Below are 16,769 nucleotides of genomic sequence, written 5' to 3'. Positions count from 1 at the left end.
CGCCATCCTCGACGATGACGTAGTCGAGGATTTCCACCGCCCCTAAATCGGGGTCCACGGCGACGAGGGCCGCATGGGCGGCGTAGGAGAAGGTGCCGGAATCGCGTTGCGGCTTGTAACCGGCGGTGACTTCGAGGCCGCCCGGATCGACATCGAGGGCCAGATCCTGCGGGCGCCGGTACCAGGTGTGGGCGATCTGGGCGAGGCCGACATCGCCCGAGGGGCCGACGACGCGACCCGCCTCGAAGCGGCAGTCCGCCGGGTCGGCCTGGAGCAGGTGCGCCCCGATGCGGAGCGCCCGCAAGCTGAGCTCGCGGCAGGCCGACGCCACGGCGCCGCCCGCCATCACCATGACGCGCGATCCCCAGGAACCGGTGGAATACGGCGTCATCGCGGTGTCGCCATGGACGAGGCGCGTGCGAGCCACCGGCACGCCGAGGATTTCGTGCGCCACCTGCGCCAGGGTCGTCTCCAATCCCTGCCCGTGGGAATGGGCGCCGATCCGGAGTTCGAGGCCGCCATCGGGGGTGAGCCGCGCGCCGGCCTGCTCGTGGCCCGGCACCATGGGGATGCCCCAGCCGGAATAGACCGAGGTGCCGTGCGCCGCCTGCTCGCAATAGATCGAGAGTCCGAGGCCGATGCGGCGCCCGTCGGCCTCGGGTGTCCGCTGGCGCGCCCGAACGGCGTCGACGTCGATGGCGGCGAGGGCGCGTCTCAACGCCTGCGGGTAGTCGCCGCTGTCGAAATGCTTGGCGGTGATGTTGTCGAAGGGCATCTGCTCGGCCCGCACGAGGTTCTTCTCGCGCACCGTCCAGGATTCGATGCCCGCCTCGGCCGCCACCGCGTCGAGGATCAGTTCCAGGGCAAAGCACACGCCGGTCCGGGCGACCCCGCGATAGGGCAGGATCGGGCATTTGTTGGTGGCCACCGACCAGGTCCGGCAGCGATAGGCCGGGAAGTCGTAGGGGCCGGGCAGGATGCTGGCCACCTGCGCGGCCTCCAGGCAGGCGGAGAACGGGTAGGCCGAGTAGGCACCGGAATCGACCGTGGCCTCGCAATCGATGCCCCGGAGGGTGCCGTCCCGTTCCGCATAGGCGGTGATGCGGTAATGGTGCTCGCGGCAATTGGCGTTGGCGGTGAGGTGCTCGCGCCGGTCTTCCAGCCAGCGCACGGGGTGGCCGACGCGGAGCGCCAGCCAGGCGAGGCAGACATCCTCGGCGAGCAGGATCGCCTTGTAGCCGAAGCCGCCGCCCACATCGGGCGAGACGATGCGCAGGCGCCCCTGCTCGATCCCGAGACATTCGGAGAGGCCGTTGCGCACGATGTGCGGCATCTGGCTCGCCGTGTGGACCACGAGCTGGTCCATGCGGTGGTCGAGATGCACCACCGTGCCCCGCCCCTCGATGGGCGCCATGCACTGGCGTCCGGTGGAGATGGTGCGCGAGACCTTGATCGGAGCGTCGAGCGCCGAAGTGAAGTTCACGTCGACCAGGGTCTCAAGAAAAACGTTGTCGCCCCAATGCTCGTGGACCAGGGCGGAGCCGGGCTCGCGGGCGGCGAGCATGTCGTGCACGGCCGGAAGCTCCTCGAGGTCGAGGACGATGGCGGCAGCGATGTCTTCGGCTTGCGCCCGCGTCGGCGCGAGGCAGATCGCCAGCAATTCCCCGACCTGCCGGACCTTGTCCTTGGCCAGGACCGGCTGCTCGGAGACCTTGAAGCCGGCGAGCCCCGAGACGGCCCGGATCGGCTGCACGTCCGCGAGGTCGGCCGCCGTGAACACCTGCCCGCGAAACGCGTCAGGTACGTGGATCGCCCGGATGCGGGCATGCGCCAGGGGGCTGCGGACGAAGGCGACATCCTGCAGGCCGGGCAGGCGCAGATCGCCGACATAGTGTCCGCGCCCGCGCATCAGGCGGTCGTCTTCCTTGCGGGGCAGGCGGGCGCCGACGCCCTCGGTGAGGCCGTTCGCGTCGCTCATGCGTGTCTCCCCTCGATGAGGTCGATCGCGGCGCGCACCAGCACGCCGCCGGGACGACGCAGTTCGTTCAAGATCGAGAAGTGTTCGGCCCCCGCCACGGGGACGAGCGGCCCCGGCGCGTGGTGGGCGCTGCGCAGGGCATGGAAGTCACGGGCGTCGTGGACGAGGGCCGGGCGCTCGGCGCTGCCATAAGCAATGGCCAAGGGTTTCCCCATCACCGGCAGGCGCAGGGGTGAGAAGGCCGCGACCTCAGCGTCGGTGAGTGAGAGGGCATCGTTCAGGCCGGTGTCACGGATGGGCCCGAGTTCGTAGACGCCCGAAATCGCGAGCCCTGCCACAACGGCCGGATGATGGAGCTGCATCGCCGCGAGATGCGCCCCCGCCGACCAGCCGGCGATCACCAACGGACCGGCAACGCCGTGAGCCGGCCCGTGCTCTGCCAGCCAGTCGAGGCACAAGCCGATCTCCTCGACGATTTGCGTCAGGCTCGCTTCGGGGGCGAGGGTGTGGCCGGGCATCGCCACGGACCAGCCGGCAGCGGCGGGACCTTCGGCGAAGCAGGCGAACAGGTCAGGGGAATTGCGCTGCCAATAGCCGCCATGAATGAAGACGAGGCAGGGCGCCGCCGGGTTTGTCGCCGGATAGAGGTCGAGGGCCGTGCGCGGCTCGGGCGCATAGGGGATGTCGAGGGCGCCCGGATGCGCGGCGCGGTAGATTGCGGAGGCCGCGTTCCGCGCAGCGGCCTGGGCGGCGGCATCGGGCACCGCAGCGTTGTTGTCGTAGGCAGCGTCCCGCGCCGCCCGGTCGAGGCGGGACCAATCGCGCCGGGGGTCGGGCGGCAGCGGGGACGGATCGGCCCTCATGCGGTCGTCTCCTTCGAGTGCCAGGGTCAGGCCGCGATGGCGCTGGGCAGGATCGGCGAGTCGGCGTCGAAGCGGCGGCCGGCGCGCAGGCAGAAGGCCGGCTGCAGCAGGCGCTGGGCGATGACCTGCGTGTCCTCGTTGTCGCGCAACAGGAAGCGACCGCGATGGTCGTGCAGCACCGAGACGTCGGCGGCGAAGCCCGGCGTCAGGGCGCCGATCCGGTCGGACAGGCCCAGCATCTCGGCCGGATGCTTCGTCACCATGGGCACCACCTCTTCGAGGCTGAGGCCCAACGCCATCATCGAACTCATGGCCTGGGTCAGGCTGAAGCGGGCCTGGCCGAGGAAGGGGTGGTTCTCGTCGTCGTGGTGCTCCTCGGGCGTGCCCGCCGGTCGCGGCACCTCGGTGTTGTAGCCGTGCATGTCGGCGCCCAACGTGTAGGGCACGACGCCCGCCGGCAGGGAGGCGCGGGCCACCCGATATGAGAAGTGGCTGCCATGCCCGACATCGACCCGGAGGCCCGCATCCATTGCCGCCCGGATGATCGGGTGGACGACGCCCTCCTCGTTGATGAAGCCGCCCGGATGACGCGTGAACGGGTGGGCGAGGAAATCCCCGGGGCGCAGCAGCGGGATCACCCGCTCCATGATGGTGTTGGCGTCCTCGCCGTTGGCGCCGCTCTCGGGCAGGCCCCAGAGCTGGCCGAAATGCACGTAGAGGGGCAGGTCGGCCCGGCGGCTGATCTCGGCCGCCATCTCCATCACCTTGATGCCCCAGCGGGCGAAGCCCCCGATCTCGGCGTGCCCCTTGATGCCGCGCACGAGGTCGCGGTTCTCCACCGCCGACTTCACCGTGGCGTCGATGTCGACTCCGTCCGGGCTGTAGAGGTTCGGATAGAAGTGCCCTTCGAGGCCGCCGACCAGATAGGCGGAGAGGAACGCGTAGATCCGGGTCTCGGCCTTCTCGGAGACGAAGTGGCGAAAGCCCGGCAGGGTCATGCAGGAGGCGCCGCCCTGGTCGATGACCGTGGTCACCCCTGAGCGCACGCCGACCATGTCGGGCGGCAGTCCGAACCGGCCTGTGACGTATTGGTAGACGTGGCCGTGGGTGTCGATCATCCCCGGCAGGACCAGCTTGCCCTGGACGTTCACCACCTCGGTCGACGAGGAGGGGACGATGTGGTCCTCGACGGCGGCGATCCGCCCGTCACGGATGGCGACGTCCTTGATGCCGTCGATGCCGGAAACCGGGCAGATGACCCGTCCGCCGCGCAGCAGCATGTCGTAGCGACCAGCGTCCATTCCGTCTCCTCCATCGTCGCGTGTCGGCCTTCGCCTTGCCTCGCACGGACGTGACCAAGGAAATGCGAAGCATGCTTCGTATATCTGCCAATGCATGTTACGTGCCAGGAACGGTCCGGGCTTCGGATCGGGAGCGGGAGACGAGACGCGGATGAACGAAAGCGGGCTGGCTGAAGCGAATGCGGCGCCATCACCGGAGGCTCTTCAGCCCATCGGAACACCTTGGCTTTTGCCGGAGCGGCCGGGATTTCTCATCCGGCGCCTTCATCAGATTCACGTCAGCCTCTTTTCAGAGCGTTGTGGCGCTTTCCGTATCACTCCGCTGCAGTACAGCCTGCTCTCTTTACTGGCAGAATGCGGCGAAGCCGATCAGACAACCTTAGCCAATGCTGTGGCTCTCGACCGTACGACGACGACCGGCGCCATCAAACGTCTGGAAGCACGCGGATTCGTCGAACGCTCTGCTTCACCGACCGACCGGCGCTCTCAACGCTGCCGGTTGACTCAGGCCGGCCGCGTCTTGCTGAGCCGGATGGAGGCGGCCGCACGACAGGCGCACGACGCGACGCTCGAATCCCTCTCGGAAGACGAGCAAGCGACCCTGATCCGCCTGATGAAGAAGATCACTGCAGCCAACCAACAGCGTCGGGGCAAAGATGAGTTGCTGGGGTGATTGCCGTGCAACGTCCGCCGCATCCGTGTCTCGATGAAGCTCGCGACTGTGAACGCGCAGGCATCGTCGCGGGGCCGGGCAATCCCGTTCCCACGAGTGATCGACCCATTGTGGAGCCTTCAATCGGTCCGGTCGCGCTTCAGATGCCTATCGATGCCTTGAAGCGCCCAAGATATTGATTATCCACTCCTGTCTATTTATTCAGGCAGATCAAACCATAACACTGATTATTACCGATTGGTCGCCCTGCAGATCAGCGCAATGTTATTTTTTACTTGTCTCGGAAGGCAGTTATGTAGGGCGGTGATGTAGCGCGCGGGGTGGTCCGCGATGATCGTCTTTGCGGCCGAGCGGCTGACGGCGTGGGAGGGCTGCGCAAGGGGTGTGCCTTCCCGGCCTCCTGAAGCCGCAGCGCACGGCCGACCCCTCCGACAAGCTCAGGATGAGGAACACTGACGGCGGTGATCCAGAAGGCCTACATCCTGGGCATCTCGACCCGCTCCGCGGAGGATCTCGTGCAAGCTATGGGCTGGGTCAGGAACCTGATGAGTTGCTCGGGAGATAGACGAGGGATCGCGTCTGAGGCCGACCTTGTCGTCCGTGCCCAATATTGACGGGCTCCGCGCCGCGCCGGCTTCGTGCAACGCTCGGCAATGAAACGTTAAGCCCGCCGGGGTGTGCAGCCAAAGCCCCGACCTCGAAGCTCGTCTGAATAGGCTTGAATGGGTTTCTAGAGAACCTGGGACAGGAATCGCCGCGTGCGCGGATCGACGGCGGACGAGAACAAAGTCTCGGGCGGCCCGTGCTCGACGATGACACCGCGATCGGTGAAGTAGACGTGGTCGGCGACCTCGCGCGCGAAGTTCATCTCGTGGGTGACGAGGAGGCAGGTCATGCCCTCCTCGGCCAACTCGCGGATGGTGACCAGCACCTCCTTGACCGTCTCGGGATCGAGGGCGGCTGTGACCTCGTCAAACAGCATCACGTCCGGCCGCATCGCGAGCGAGCGGGCGATGGCCACGCGCTGCTGCTGCCCGCCCGACATCTCGCCGGGATAGGCCGCCTCCTTGCCGGCGAGCCGCACCTTGGCAAGGAGCGCCCGTGACCGGGCCTCGACCTCCCGCTTGTCCTGGCCCAGCACGTGGATGGGCGCCATCATGACGTTCTGCAGCGCCGTCTTGTGCGGAAACAGGTTATACTGCTGGAACACCATGCCGACCTTGCGCCGCAGGGCCAGCTTGTCGAGTTTCGGGTCGGCCACCTCGATCCCGTCGACCCGGATGGTGCCGGAGGTGACTGGAACGAGGGCGTTGATGCAGCGGATCAGCGTCGACTTGCCCGAGCCGGACGGCCCGATGATGCAGACGACCTCACCCCGACGCACGTCGAAGCTGATGCCCTTGAGTACCTCGGCTTCGCCGAAGGACTTGTGCACGTCGAGCAGCTGGATGATTGGCGCATTGGCGGTCGGAACCTTCAGCATCGGGGACGCACCATAGGGAACACTGGCCTCATGCCGTCTCGAAGCGCCGCTCCAGGCGCGCGGTCAGCCGGTCGATCGGATAGCAGTAGAGGAAGAAGCACAGCAGGGCGAAGCCGTAGAGGGGAGCGAACAGCTCCGGCCGGCCCCCTTCGGCGGCGTGAACCTGCGCCGTCAATGTCAGCATCTCGGTGACGCCGACGATGGAGGCCTGCACCGTCGCCATGGCGATCAGGGCGTAGACGTTCATCCAGGGCGGCAGCATGCGCTTGAGGCATTGAGGCAGGATGATCCGGAACAGCGTCTGCCGCCGGGTGAAGGCCAGGGATTCGGCCGCCTCCCACTGGGTGGCCGGCACCGAGCGCACGGCGCCGCGCACGATCTCGGCGACATTGGCCATCACCGGCAGCGCGAACCCCACCGTCCCCTTGACCCAGTCGGGCAGCGGCACGCGCAAGCCGAACACCGTGACCTGGAACGGCACGAGAAACATCACGAAGAACAGCAGCACCAGCCAGGGCACGTTGCGGAAGACCTGCGTCACGCCCCAGGCGATGCGGCGCAGGACCGGCCCCTCGCTCACCAGGGCGAGTCCCAGCCCGAGACCCGCCCCCGTGCCGAGGAGCATCGCCACGAGCGAGATCGCGACGTTGAAGGCAAAGCCCGTCAGCAGCAGCGGCGCCCAGCGCAGGACGACCTGGAGCGGCGACAGCACGGCGTCCGGCCCTTGCGCGAAGGCCGGCACCACGAGGACGAGGCCGGCGAGCCACGCCCCGAGGAGCCACGCTTGCGTCGGGCGGAGGGCGAACCGGGTCCGCGTGCGCGAGACCCGGAACGGCAGCAGGACCGGCAGGTCGCCGGCACTCGGTGGTGCCGCCCTCACCGGCTGTATCCCGGGATCCGGAGGGCCCGCTCCCAGCGATGCATGATCCAGACGAGGACGCCGACGAGGACCGCGTAGGTCGCCAGCAGTACGATCATCATCTCCAGCACGTTCTGCGATTCCGACCAGATCTGCTTCACTGCGTACAGCGTCTCGGGCACCGCAATGGCGTAGGCCAGGGTGGTGGTCTTCAGGAGGTTGATGAGGTTGTTGTTGAGTGCCGGCAGACAAACGCGGAGAGCGAGCGGCAGCACGATGTAGAGGTAGGCCTTCAGGCGGGTATAGCCGAGGGCCTCGGCCGCCTCGATGGTGGTACGCGGCACCGCCTCGATGCCGGACCGGAAGATCTCGACGTTGAAGGCTCCGGCGAACAGCGACAGCGAGACGATGGCCCATTGCACGTTGTCGAGGATCGGCACGCGCAGTCCGTCGGCGGTCTGGGCGGCCGGCAGCAGGGTGCCCAGACCGAAGTAGAAAAAGAAGATCTGCACCAACGGCGGCGTGTTGCGGAACACCACGACGAAGCCGTTCACGACTCCGCGCAGGAGCCGCGACGGGCCACCCTGGAGGAGTGCCCCAACGGCGCCGATGACGAGACTGGCCAGAATCGTCGTCACCGCCAGCAGCAGGGTCGTCTTCAGGCCGTTGACGTAGCGGTCCCAATCATAGGGGTCGTAGAAGACCGTGAAGTTGAAGCCCGTCGTGTCGTAAAGGGTCCGGAACCAGTTCGGAACGGCGTCCATCGTGCTCCTCAAGACGGCGAGTCGATCGGCCCTGCGCGGAATGCCTCACGAAACTCCCGACCGTGGCCGGTTTTCGCCCTGACCCCTACCGCGCGGCGGGAGTTTCGTGAGAGACACTCAGTTGGTCGCGTTCTTGTACTTCTCGTGCATCGCCTTCGAGTATTCCGTCGGCTCGATGCCCCACTTTTTCTCGCCCTCGACGATGAAACCGGATTTCATCCAGTCTTTGGTCGTGGCCTCCATCATCGTCTGCAGCGAACTGTTACCCGGCGCCACCGCCATCATCCAGGGGGCGTCGAAGATGCCCTTCAGCGGCAGGGCGTAATCCGCCTTCCAGTCGGCGTCGAGGAGCTTCCCCTGCAGCATGCTCTGATCGTAGACGTAGCCGAGGCAGTTGCCCTGCTTGAGGGCGAAGAGCGGCTTCTCCGAGCCGTCGAAAGCGACGATCTCGACACCGTAGGTACGGGCCACGTCCTTGTTGTACCAGGCGCCGGAGGTTGCGCAGAGGGGCTTGCCCTTCAGCTGCGCCCAGTCGGTGATGTTGGCCTTCTTGGGCAGCATCACGTTGACGAAGTCGGAATAATATTGCGGGTCGATGGCCTGCACGACGCGGCGGCGCTCCGGCTTGTCCGAGATCGTGGCGATGAGGAGGTCGACCTTGCCCTGCTGCAGGAACTCGATCCGGTTGGAGGAGACCACCGGCACGAGTTCGAGCTTCACGCCGAGGCGCTTGGCGACGTCGGCGGCGAGATCCGGTTCCAGCCCGATGATCGCTCCGCTCGGATCGCGGAAGCCGAAGGGACGGTAATCCGCCTTCACACCGACGATGAGCGTCCCACGCTGCTTGATCGCCTCGATTCCATCCGCGGCCGTGGCCAAGGAGGCTGAAAGCGATGTGGCCGCTGCAAGCAGACTGGAGCCGAGGAACGCTATTGTCGGCTTGCGCATGAAACGACACCTGTTTCTTGGGACATCCGGGGCGACCGGGTACGAGACCCGGGTACCACGATCCCTCGCCAGAGAGACTGCCTTGTCCGGTCCAAGCGGGTCAAGCAATCGGCAGGCCATCACTGTGGGGATCGGTCGAACCGCGCAAGCGAATACGGTTCGAGATCGATGCGCCCGCTCGCCCGAGACATCTCGTTTGCCACGGCCTCGCCGATCCCGGCCGAGTGCTTGAAGCCGTGCCCTGAGCAGGCGGAGACGACGAGGACCCGGTCCATCCGCGGGTGGCGGTCGATGATGAATCCGCGGTCGGGGGTCACGGTGTAGAGGCAGGCGGCGGCCTTGGTCACCCGCGCCGTCGCGCTGGCGAGCCGGCCCGCCACGTGGTGCCGATGCATCGCGGCGGATTCCTCGGGTCCCACGGCGCGGTCGAGGACATCGGCCCTCGTGGAGGTCTCGTACTGTTCGGTGGCGACCTTGACCTGGGCCTCGCCCGGCAGAGGCGGGAATCCGTAGAGGTAGTCCGTTTCACCGGATCCATGCATCCAGATGAAGACCGGCGCCTCGGGGCCATAGGCCGAGGCGTCATCGAGGGCGTACCAGTGCAGGAGCTGGCGGTTGACCGTGAGCAAGTCCGTGAAAGGCGAGCCCAGGAGGGGCGCGGTCCAGGCTCCCGCCGAGACGACCACCTGATCGGCCAGGACGACGCCACGGTCGGTCTCGATCCGGACTCCGCCCGGCTCTTTGAGGATCGACAGCACCGTCGTCCCGGTGCGGATGTCGGCGCCGAGCTCACCGGCGCGGCGCAGTTGCGCGGCGATGCAGCGTTCGGGGCGAACGTAACCGCCGCCAGGCTCGTAATAGGCCTTCTCGTCGCCGTTGAGATTCAGGAATTGCGGGAAGCGGCGCGCGATCTCGCCTGCGTCGAGGACCTCGTGCGGGATCGCGAAGGCCCGCGCGGCATCGATCGAACGCCCGACGAAATCCGGCTTGCCGTGATGGGAGGTGTCACCGCTGCCCGGCCCCAACACCAGGGCGCCGCAGGCGGTCAACAGTGTCTCCCCGGTCTCCGCCTCCAGAGCGCGCCAGATCCGGTGCGAAGCCAGGACGAAGGGGGCGTAGTCGCGGCCCTCGCCGACGGCCTGCCGGGTGATGCGGCTCTCGCCGTGACTCGACCCCAGGGCATGCGGCGGGGCGAAGCGATCGAGGCCGACCGCCTTCGCGCCCCGCAGCCCCAGTTGATAGAGGGCCGCGCTGCCCATGGCGCCAAGGCCGACGACGGCGATGTCAAAACGGTCTTCCATCGCAGGATGCGCTCCGGTTGATACTCAAGCCGATTCCCTGCAACGCAAGCGAAACCCCGATCTTCCGACGGAAGATCGCTACCGAGCGCGGGACGGATCGATCACCAGGATATACTCGCACGGATCCGTGCCGAGATTCGTGAAAGCGTGACCGGCATCGGCTTCGAAATACAGGCTGTCCCCCGTCTCCGCGATCACGGTCCGGTCACCGATCACGGCGCGCAGGCGGCCGCGCAGGATGTAGATGTATTCCGAGACGCCGGGGCGATGGGCCGTGAACTCGCCCGTGCTGCCACCGGGCGGCAGGGTGTTCAGGACCAGATCGATGCCTCGGCCCGGTAGGACCGGCGACAGGCAGCGACGCAGGAAGCCCGATTCTTCGTCCCGAAGGATGGGCTGGCGACGCGCCGGGATCAGCAGGACCTCGAGTTCGGTCGCTGGGGACATCAACCGCGAGAAGGTCACGCCGAGCGCCTCGGCCAGGCGGGAGAGCACAGCGGTTGAGGGCACCGCCTCGGCCCTCTCGATCTTCGAGATCATTGAGCGGCTCACGCCGGAGCGCGTCGCGAGCGCCTCCAGGGAAAGGTGGAGCTCCCTGCGGCGGCGACGGATCTCCTCGGACACATAGATCTGGGGACTCGTTTCTGCCGCTGTCTGAGCCGGGGCAACCATCTCCCTCACCGACATGCCGTCATCCACTCCCATCCTCCCGGTAGACCGGCAGTAGGGCCGTTCGGGTCAGCTTCGCCCCTGAATAGGGGATCGTCCCGACGTTTGCACGCGCCCCATCCCGCGACGTCCCGGCTTTCGCCGCACGGCCGGGCGCCGTCATGCGCGCCCGGGGCGCGCCAAACGATCGCTGCAGCATCTGGCATGGCGATTGCCTCCACATCAGTGGAATTTTCTCCAGTTCTGTGGAGGGTCGAAGGCCATGGCGAGTACGGCGATTGTGATGGAAACCGAAGGCGGTCTCGACCGGAACGAGGTGTCCCTCGCGGACCGACGGCAGATCGTCTGGTCGAGCGTGATCGGCACGACTGTCGAATGGTACGACTTCCTGATCTACGGCACGGCCAGTGCCCTCGTGTTCAGCAAGCTCTTCTTTCCGAGCATCGACCCCGTCGTCGGGACGATCGCCGCCTTCGGCTCTTACGCTGTCGGATTTCTGGCACGCCCCCTGGGCGGCATCGTCTTCGGCCATTTCGGCGACAAGATCGGCCGTAAGGCCATGCTGTCCCTCACGATCATGATCATGGGCCTCGGCACCTTCCTGATCGGCTGCCTGCCGACCTATGCGCAGATCGGCGTCTGGGCACCGATCCTGCTCGTCACCCTGCGGCTGGTCCAGGGCATCGGCATCGGCGGGGAATGGGGCGGCGCGGTCCTGATGGTGGTCGAGAGCGTACCGGCCCATCGGCGCGGCTTCTTCGGGAGCATCGTCCAGCTCGGCTATCCCCTGGGCGTCATCCTCTCCATCGGAGCCTTCGCCCTGACGGGTCTGATGCCCGAAGCCGAGTTCTTGGCCTGGGGCTGGCGCCTGCCGTTCCTCGCGAGCGCCTTCCTCGTCGGCGTCGGACTCTTCATCCGGCTTCGCCTGCACGAGACGCCCTCGTTCCAGCGTGTGAAAGAGCGCGCCGCCGTTGCCAAGATCCCGGTCGTCGAGATCCTCACCGAGCACCCTCGGACCTTCCTTAAGGCCGTCGGCCTGAAAGTGTCGGAGATCGCCTATGTCAGCATCGTCACGGTGTTCTCGATCTCCTACGTGACGGGGAAACTCGGCCTGCCGCGCAGCATCATCCTCAACGGCATCCTGGTCGCGGCGATCATCGAACTCTTCACGATTCCTGTCTTCGGATGGCTCTCGGACCGCTACGGCCGCCGCACCCTGTTCGTCGTCGCCTGCTTGTTTTCCATCGTCTTCGCCTTCCCGCTGTTCCAGCTTCTCGACACCCGCGATCCGACCATCATCACGCTGACCGTCGCGGTGGCGCTGAGCTTCGGCCAGGGCATCATGTTCGGGACGGGGGCGGCCTGGATGTCGGAGCTGTTCGATGCGCGCCTGCGCTACAGCGGCGCCTCGCTTGGCTTCCAAGTCGGAGCGGCCCTGAGCGGCGGCTTCACCCCGCTCATCGCCGCCGCCCTGCTGACCTGGAGCAGCGGCGCGACCTGGCCGATCTCGGTCTACCTGATCGTGCTGGCCTGCGTGACGCTGGTCGCCGCGTTCCTCTCACCCGAGACCGCGCGGCGGCAGATCGACTGAGCGACCGCCTCTTTGCGATGTTCGGAGTCGCGAACTGCGAAACGCCGCTCGCGGCTCCTTCACAGTGGATAATTATCTAGTATCGTAGACATGTTGTGGAGCCGCGCCGGCTTCGAGGAGGACGGATGAACAGGACGATCATCAAGACGGACAAGGCTGCTCCGGCCGCCGGTCCCTATGCCCAGGCCACACGCGTCGGCGATCTCGTCTTCGCCTCCGGGCAACTCCCGATCAACCCGGAGACGGGCGGGTTTCCCGACGGCATCGCGGCGCAGACCAGGGCCTCCCTGGCCAATCTCTCGGCGGTTCTGGAGGCGGGTGGCGCGAGCCTGGCGACGGTCGCCAAGACGACCGTGTTCCTCAAGGACATGAACGACTTCGCCGCCATGAACGCGGTCTATGCGGAGCACTTCCCCGGCGATGCCCCGGCACGCTCGACGATCGAGGTCGCCCGGTTGCCCCGCGATGCCATGGTCGAGATCGAAGCCATCGCCCTCGCGACACAGTCGGAGGCCACGCGATGACGGACGCATCAGCCCCCCGCATGGTCGAGGCATTCGCGCACCCGGCCGGTTCGATCGCTGTCGGCGTGCCGGGTGGAGCCGTGGGATGGCGGGGCAGCCTGCTCAACATCCATACCGCTTCGGCAGCGAGCTACGAGATGGAAGAGCGCGCCGAGGCCCGGTGCGTCGCCGGGCGCGGCATCGAGGGCGACCGCTACTATCTCGGTTCGGGCACCTATTCGCCCAAGCCCGACACCCGTGAGGTGACGCTGATCGAGCAGGAGGCGCTGGACGCGATCAACCGGAACGACCCGCCGCTACAAAGCGGTCCTCTGCACATCGCGCCGATCGACCACCGCCGCAACCTCACGGTTCGGGGCGTCCCACTGAACCACCTCGTGGGACGTCGCTTTCGCGTGGGCGAGGTGATCCTGCGCGGCGGACGGCTCAACTTTCCGTGCAAGTACCTCGAGGAACTCCTGGGCCAGCCGGTCTACCTGCCTCTCTACAACCGCTCGGGCCTCAATTGCGGGATCGAGCGCGGGGGGATCATCCGGGTCGGCGACACCATCGAGATGGCGGACTAGGTCGTGAGCGCACGCCTCGTCATGAAGATGCAGGTCGCAGCGGCTATGGCGACGACGCCCGACGTGCTGCATCTCACCCTGGTTCATCCGCGACGGCCGGAGCTCCCGTCCTGGACAGCCGGTGCCCACCTTGATCTTCGGCTGCCGGATGGACGCGTGCGCCAGTACTCGCTCTGCGGCGACCCTGCGGATCGCACGCGATACGAGATCGCGATCAAGCGCGAGGAGGCGGGACGCGGGGGTTCGACTTGGGTGCACGGCAACCTCAGCGTTGGCTCGGTCGCCGACGTCTCCGCGCCCCGCAACAACTTCCCCCTCGCACCCGACGGACGGCGCCATATTCTCGTGGCGGGTGGGATCGGCGTGACGCCGCTCCTCGCCATGGCACGCACGCTTGCGGCGGAAGGAGCGGACTTCGCGCTTCATGTCTGTGCGCGCTCCGCCACCCATGCGCCTCTCCTCGCGGACGTCCGCGCGATCTGCGGTGACCGACTGCAGGGCTGGTTCGCCGATGAAGGTCGACGCCTCGATCCGACGCATCTCTGCGACTTCACGGTGGACACGCACGTCTATGCCTGTGGCCCGCGGCGTCTCACCGACGCCGTCCAGTATGCCCTCGACGCTCAGGGCTGGCCGCCGGAGCAGGTCCATGTGGAGCACTTCGCCCCCCTCTCGGACGAAACCTTCAAGCCCGAGCCGTTCGAGGCGCGCATCGCATCCACAGGCACCCTGCTTCACGTGCCTGCAGACCGTTCGCTCCTCGACATCCTGCGCGAGCACGGCGTCTCTCAGCCCGCCTCGTGCGAACTCGGAGTCTGCGGCGCCTGCGAGTGCGGCTACCGCGATGGCACGGTGATCCATCGCGATACCGTGCTCTCGGTCGGGAAACGCAAGAACCGAATGACCCCGTGCGTCTCGCGCGCGGAAGGGAGCGTGATCCTCGATCTCTAAGCGATGGTGGGGAGGCGACTTTCGAACGCGATCAACCGCCTGGACCCAGCATGACCGAGATCGAGACCGATATCTTCCTGGCCGACCTGTATGCATTGGGGGAACGTCTGCTTCCGGGCAGGCGGCCAACTTCCACTTATGGCGCAAACCCGAAGCTCACGAGCTCCCTTCATTGGCGTACCGGGCCATGCACCTAAGGGCTCAGTCTACAGCGCCATCGACAGCATGCGGCGGTCCGCCACACCAAGAATCAACGCGGCGCTTTAAATTTCAGGCGGGCCAACGTGAATCCCCTCTGTCGGCTTTCCCGACCGCAGAGGATACTCGCAATGCCTTCGACATTCGCCCGCGCGGCGACTTCCCGCTGGGTTAAGCCCGCTCGCCGCCGTTTGCGGATATCGGTTTGGCAGCCATCGGGGCTCTACTCACGTCAAGCGCTTCCGCAGTTCTGAGACTCGAAGGTCGCTTACAGGGACGTGGCGACGGCCGCCTCGAACTCCAAGTGCTCGCCCTCGATAGAGATGACGAGAACAGCGCGTATCTGGTGATCGTGGATACTGCGATCCCGAACCAATGCATTGGCAAAATTCGCGGTACCGATAGGAAGCTGGACGCGAGCACTCTTCGTCTCAGGGTGAAGGCGGGCGAGCCCAACGAGGTCTGCGAGATCACGGTTCGCTACAACGGCGATCGCAGCCGCGTGCAGGTGACTTCGGAAAACTGCGACCACTTCCACGGACCGTCCTGTGACTTCGGCGGCACCCTCAAGCGGCGCTGAACGAGTAGCGATGGGGTCAACCCCCATCGACACCATCCGGCCAAGTAGCCCGGCAGCACGCCTCCCACCCCATCAGGAATCTGATCTCCCATGAAGCGGACGATGATCGCGCTCGCCCTTGCCATGCGGTCAGCCGAGGCAGCGCTAGCCAACCCACCCGTCGACGACGTGAACGCGGGGCATTGCCTCGAACTGAAGATCAACGGACAAGCCGCCTCCTGCAACAACGACCTCCGGCTCGTCGACGACGGCAAGACCGGCGTGAAGATGGTCGTCGGGTTCACGACGGCGCAGACGCCCGACATGAAGAACGGCTAGCCGTTGATCATGGCCGTATGCTTGGTTCGCCGCAGGTCCGCTGAGGGTGATTTGCCGCTGACGCGCTTCGATCTTTCGCAACGTTAATCTGCCGTAAAATCCTTAGATAATAAATTAGCGAAATATAGTCCAAAGCTAAAATCTCCACAACATGCTCATCAATAGTATAGACATGTCTAGCATCACCCGCCGGTCTCAGACATCTTTCTCGCGATTTGGGTGGCTGCGCCACGGCTCAAAACGAAATCGTGGCCTTTGGGCTTACGGCCGAGGGCCACGTCGATGATTCTCACGAGATCGTCGTCCGTGCCGCCGGTTCGCAGGAGTGTCCGCAGGTCCGTCGCGTCGTCCTGGCCCAGGCACGTGTGCAACGTGCCCGACGCCGTGATCCGTACCCTGTTGCAATCCGCACAAAAGTTGTGCGTGTGCGGGGTGATGAAACCGATCAGGCCGCCCGTCTCCGCGACACGCGCGTAGCGGGCCGGGCCGCCGCTTCGCATCGGGACGTCGATGAGCGTCCAGCGCTCCTCGATCCGCCGGCGCAAGGCGTCCAGGGGGAGGTACTGATCGAGGCGATCGATGCCGACATCACCGAGCGGCATGGTCTCGATGAGGCTCAGGGTCATGCTTCGGTCGTGGGCGAAGGCGACGAGCTCGTCGATCTCGCCCTCCGTCCCGTCCTTCAATGCGACCGCGTTGAGCTTGACCGCGAGCCCCGCCGCGCGGGCCGCGGCGATCCCCTCCAGCACCTTGGCGAGGGAACCGCCACGGGTCAGCATCCGGAAGCGCTCCGGGTCGAGGGTGTCGAGCGAGACGTTGATCCGGCGCACCCCCGTCCGGGCCAGATCATCGGCGAAGCGGGCGAGTTGCGTTCCGTTCGTCGTGAGGGTCAGTTCGCGCAGCGAGCCGTCCCGGAGCGGCTGCGAGAGTTCCTCGAACAGGCCGAGGATGCCGGGCCGCACCAGCGGCTCCCCCCCGGTGATGCGCAGCTTGTCGATGCCGCGGGCAATGAACAAACGCGCCAACCGAGCCAATTCGTCCAGGCTGAGGATGTCCCGTCGAGAGCGAAAGGTCATGTCCTCCGACATGCAGTAGACGCAGCGCAGGTCGCACCGGTCGGTGACCGAGAGACGCAGATAAGTCACGCGTCGTCCGAAGCTGTCGATGAGCCCGCAGGTCGAGGTCGCCGTCTGTGCTGCCAT

The 16,769-nt window shown here is 66.4% G+C and carries 17 protein-coding genes; 7 read left to right on the top strand and 10 right to left on the bottom strand.

The window, feature by feature from the left end:
- The 3 genes from MBTS_RS14125 to MBTS_RS14115 all read right to left on the bottom strand — a co-directional run.
- A partial coding sequence (locus MBTS_RS14125; protein WP_192215897.1) for a xanthine dehydrogenase family protein molybdopterin-binding subunit occupies positions 1-1,978 on the bottom strand: 1,978 nt, incomplete at its 3' end.
- Positions 1,975-2,841, bottom strand: a complete 867-nt coding sequence (locus tag MBTS_RS14120) for an alpha/beta hydrolase (RefSeq protein WP_192215896.1) — start codon at positions 2,839-2,841, stop codon at positions 1,975-1,977. The genes MBTS_RS14120 and MBTS_RS14125, both read right to left, overlap by 4 nt.
- 26 nt (positions 2,842-2,867) lie before the next feature.
- Positions 2,868-4,142: an amidohydrolase/deacetylase family metallohydrolase gene (locus MBTS_RS14115; RefSeq protein ID WP_192215895.1), complete on the bottom strand. Its 1,275-nt coding sequence runs from the start codon at positions 4,140-4,142 to the stop codon at positions 2,868-2,870.
- A 151-nt stretch (positions 4,143-4,293) separates the two neighbouring features.
- On the opposite strand from MBTS_RS14115, the gene MBTS_RS14110 reads away from it, so the two are divergent.
- Positions 4,294-4,815, top strand: coding sequence for a MarR family winged helix-turn-helix transcriptional regulator (locus tag MBTS_RS14110; RefSeq protein WP_056141927.1), 522 nt, complete (start codon positions 4,294-4,296; stop codon positions 4,813-4,815).
- A gap of 730 nt (positions 4,816-5,545) precedes the next feature.
- Here the strand turns inward: MBTS_RS14110 and MBTS_RS14105 are convergent.
- From MBTS_RS14105 to MBTS_RS14080, 6 genes are all read right to left on the bottom strand, one after another.
- On the bottom strand, positions 5,546-6,298 hold the full coding sequence (locus MBTS_RS14105; protein ID WP_147831820.1) for an amino acid ABC transporter ATP-binding protein: 753 nt from the start codon (positions 6,296-6,298) through the stop codon (positions 5,546-5,548).
- 28 nt (positions 6,299-6,326) lie between these two features.
- Positions 6,327-7,178, bottom strand: a complete 852-nt coding sequence (locus MBTS_RS14100; protein ID WP_238254158.1) for an amino acid ABC transporter permease — start codon at positions 7,176-7,178, stop codon at positions 6,327-6,329.
- Positions 7,175-7,921 (bottom strand): amino acid ABC transporter permease, encoded by a 747-nt coding sequence (locus tag MBTS_RS14095; RefSeq protein WP_056141920.1) that lies wholly within the window; start codon positions 7,919-7,921, stop codon positions 7,175-7,177. The genes MBTS_RS14100 and MBTS_RS14095 overlap by 4 nt, the downstream gene beginning before the upstream one ends.
- Before the next feature lie 117 nt (positions 7,922-8,038).
- Positions 8,039-8,869: a transporter substrate-binding domain-containing protein gene (locus MBTS_RS14090; protein WP_147831822.1), complete on the bottom strand. Its 831-nt coding sequence runs from the start codon at positions 8,867-8,869 to the stop codon at positions 8,039-8,041.
- Positions 8,870-8,988: 119 nt separating this feature from the next.
- Entirely contained in the window at positions 8,989-10,170 is a 1,182-nt protein-coding gene (gene solA, locus MBTS_RS14085) for an N-methyl-L-tryptophan oxidase (protein ID WP_147831824.1), read from the bottom strand.
- 78 nt (positions 10,171-10,248) lie between these two features.
- Positions 10,249-10,794, bottom strand: coding sequence for a helix-turn-helix domain-containing protein (locus MBTS_RS14080; RefSeq protein WP_238254157.1), 546 nt, complete (start codon positions 10,792-10,794; stop codon positions 10,249-10,251).
- A gap of 328 nt (positions 10,795-11,122) precedes the next feature.
- On the opposite strand from MBTS_RS14080, the gene MBTS_RS14075 reads away from it, so the two are divergent.
- The 6 genes from MBTS_RS14075 (at position 11,123) to MBTS_RS14050 (ending at position 15,567) form a co-directional block, all read left to right on the top strand.
- A complete protein-coding gene (locus MBTS_RS14075; protein WP_192215899.1) occupies positions 11,123-12,430 on the top strand; it encodes an MFS transporter in 1,308 nt (435 codons plus the stop codon).
- A gap of 125 nt (positions 12,431-12,555) precedes the next feature.
- On the top strand, positions 12,556-12,954 hold the full coding sequence (locus tag MBTS_RS14070) for a Rid family detoxifying hydrolase (protein WP_056141905.1): 399 nt from the start codon (positions 12,556-12,558) through the stop codon (positions 12,952-12,954).
- Positions 12,951-13,520: an MOSC domain-containing protein gene (locus tag MBTS_RS14065; RefSeq protein ID WP_082473062.1), complete on the top strand. Its 570-nt coding sequence runs from the start codon at positions 12,951-12,953 to the stop codon at positions 13,518-13,520. The genes MBTS_RS14070 and MBTS_RS14065 overlap by 4 nt, the downstream gene beginning before the upstream one ends.
- Before the next feature lie 3 nt (positions 13,521-13,523).
- Entirely contained in the window at positions 13,524-14,471 is a 948-nt protein-coding gene (locus MBTS_RS14060) for a PDR/VanB family oxidoreductase (protein WP_147831826.1), read from the top strand.
- Between the two features lie 502 nt (positions 14,472-14,973).
- The gene (locus MBTS_RS14055; RefSeq protein ID WP_147831828.1) at positions 14,974-15,249 is read left to right on the top strand and encodes a hypothetical protein; all 276 of its coding nucleotides are present in this window, start codon (positions 14,974-14,976) and stop codon (positions 15,247-15,249) included.
- Positions 15,250-15,339: 90 nt separating this feature from the next.
- Positions 15,340-15,567 (top strand): hypothetical protein, encoded by a 228-nt coding sequence (locus MBTS_RS14050; RefSeq protein ID WP_056141900.1) that lies wholly within the window; start codon positions 15,340-15,342, stop codon positions 15,565-15,567.
- 182 nt (positions 15,568-15,749) lie between these two features.
- Here MBTS_RS14050 and moaA read toward each other — a convergent pair whose 3' ends face one another.
- Entirely contained in the window at positions 15,750-16,769 is a 1,020-nt protein-coding gene (gene moaA / locus MBTS_RS14045) for a GTP 3',8-cyclase MoaA (RefSeq protein WP_147831830.1), read from the bottom strand.

The organism is Methylobacterium bullatum, from assembly GCF_014845095.1.
Classification (GTDB): domain Bacteria; phylum Pseudomonadota; class Alphaproteobacteria; order Rhizobiales; family Beijerinckiaceae; genus Methylobacterium; species Methylobacterium bullatum.
The sequence above is the reverse complement of the archived record's forward strand: the minus strand, read 5'-3'. Positions and strand labels throughout refer to the sequence as shown.

Bases quoted from the DNA above. Each gene is read 5' to 3' on its own strand.
- MBTS_RS14070 (WP_056141905.1), top strand. From the start codon at position 12,556: ATGAACAGGACGATCATCAAGACGGACAAGGCTGCTCCGGCCGCCGGT.
- MBTS_RS14075 (WP_192215899.1), top strand. From the start codon at position 11,123: ATGGAAACCGAAGGCGGTCTCGACCGGAACGAGGTGTCCCTCGCGGAC.
- MBTS_RS14050 (WP_056141900.1), top strand. From the start codon at position 15,340: ATGAAGCGGACGATGATCGCGCTCGCCCTTGCCATGCGGTCAGCCGAG.
- MBTS_RS14065 (WP_082473062.1), top strand. From the start codon at position 12,951: ATGACGGACGCATCAGCCCCCCGCATGGTCGAGGCATTCGCGCACCCG.
- moaA (WP_147831830.1), bottom strand. From the start codon at position 16,769: ATGGCAGCACAGACGGCGACCTCGACCTGCGGGCTCATCGACAGCTTC.
- MBTS_RS14105 (WP_147831820.1), bottom strand. From the start codon at position 6,298: ATGCTGAAGGTTCCGACCGCCAATGCGCCAATCATCCAGCTGCTCGAC.
- MBTS_RS14110 (WP_056141927.1), top strand. From the start codon at position 4,294: ATGAACGAAAGCGGGCTGGCTGAAGCGAATGCGGCGCCATCACCGGAG.
- MBTS_RS14095 (WP_056141920.1), bottom strand. From the start codon at position 7,921: ATGGACGCCGTTCCGAACTGGTTCCGGACCCTTTACGACACGACGGGC.
- MBTS_RS14115 (WP_192215895.1), bottom strand. From the start codon at position 4,142: ATGGACGCTGGTCGCTACGACATGCTGCTGCGCGGCGGACGGGTCATC.
- MBTS_RS14120 (WP_192215896.1), bottom strand. From the start codon at position 2,841: ATGAGGGCCGATCCGTCCCCGCTGCCGCCCGACCCCCGGCGCGATTGG.
- solA (WP_147831824.1), bottom strand. From the start codon at position 10,170: ATGGAAGACCGTTTTGACATCGCCGTCGTCGGCCTTGGCGCCATGGGC.
- MBTS_RS14090 (WP_147831822.1), bottom strand. From the start codon at position 8,869: ATGCGCAAGCCGACAATAGCGTTCCTCGGCTCCAGTCTGCTTGCAGCG.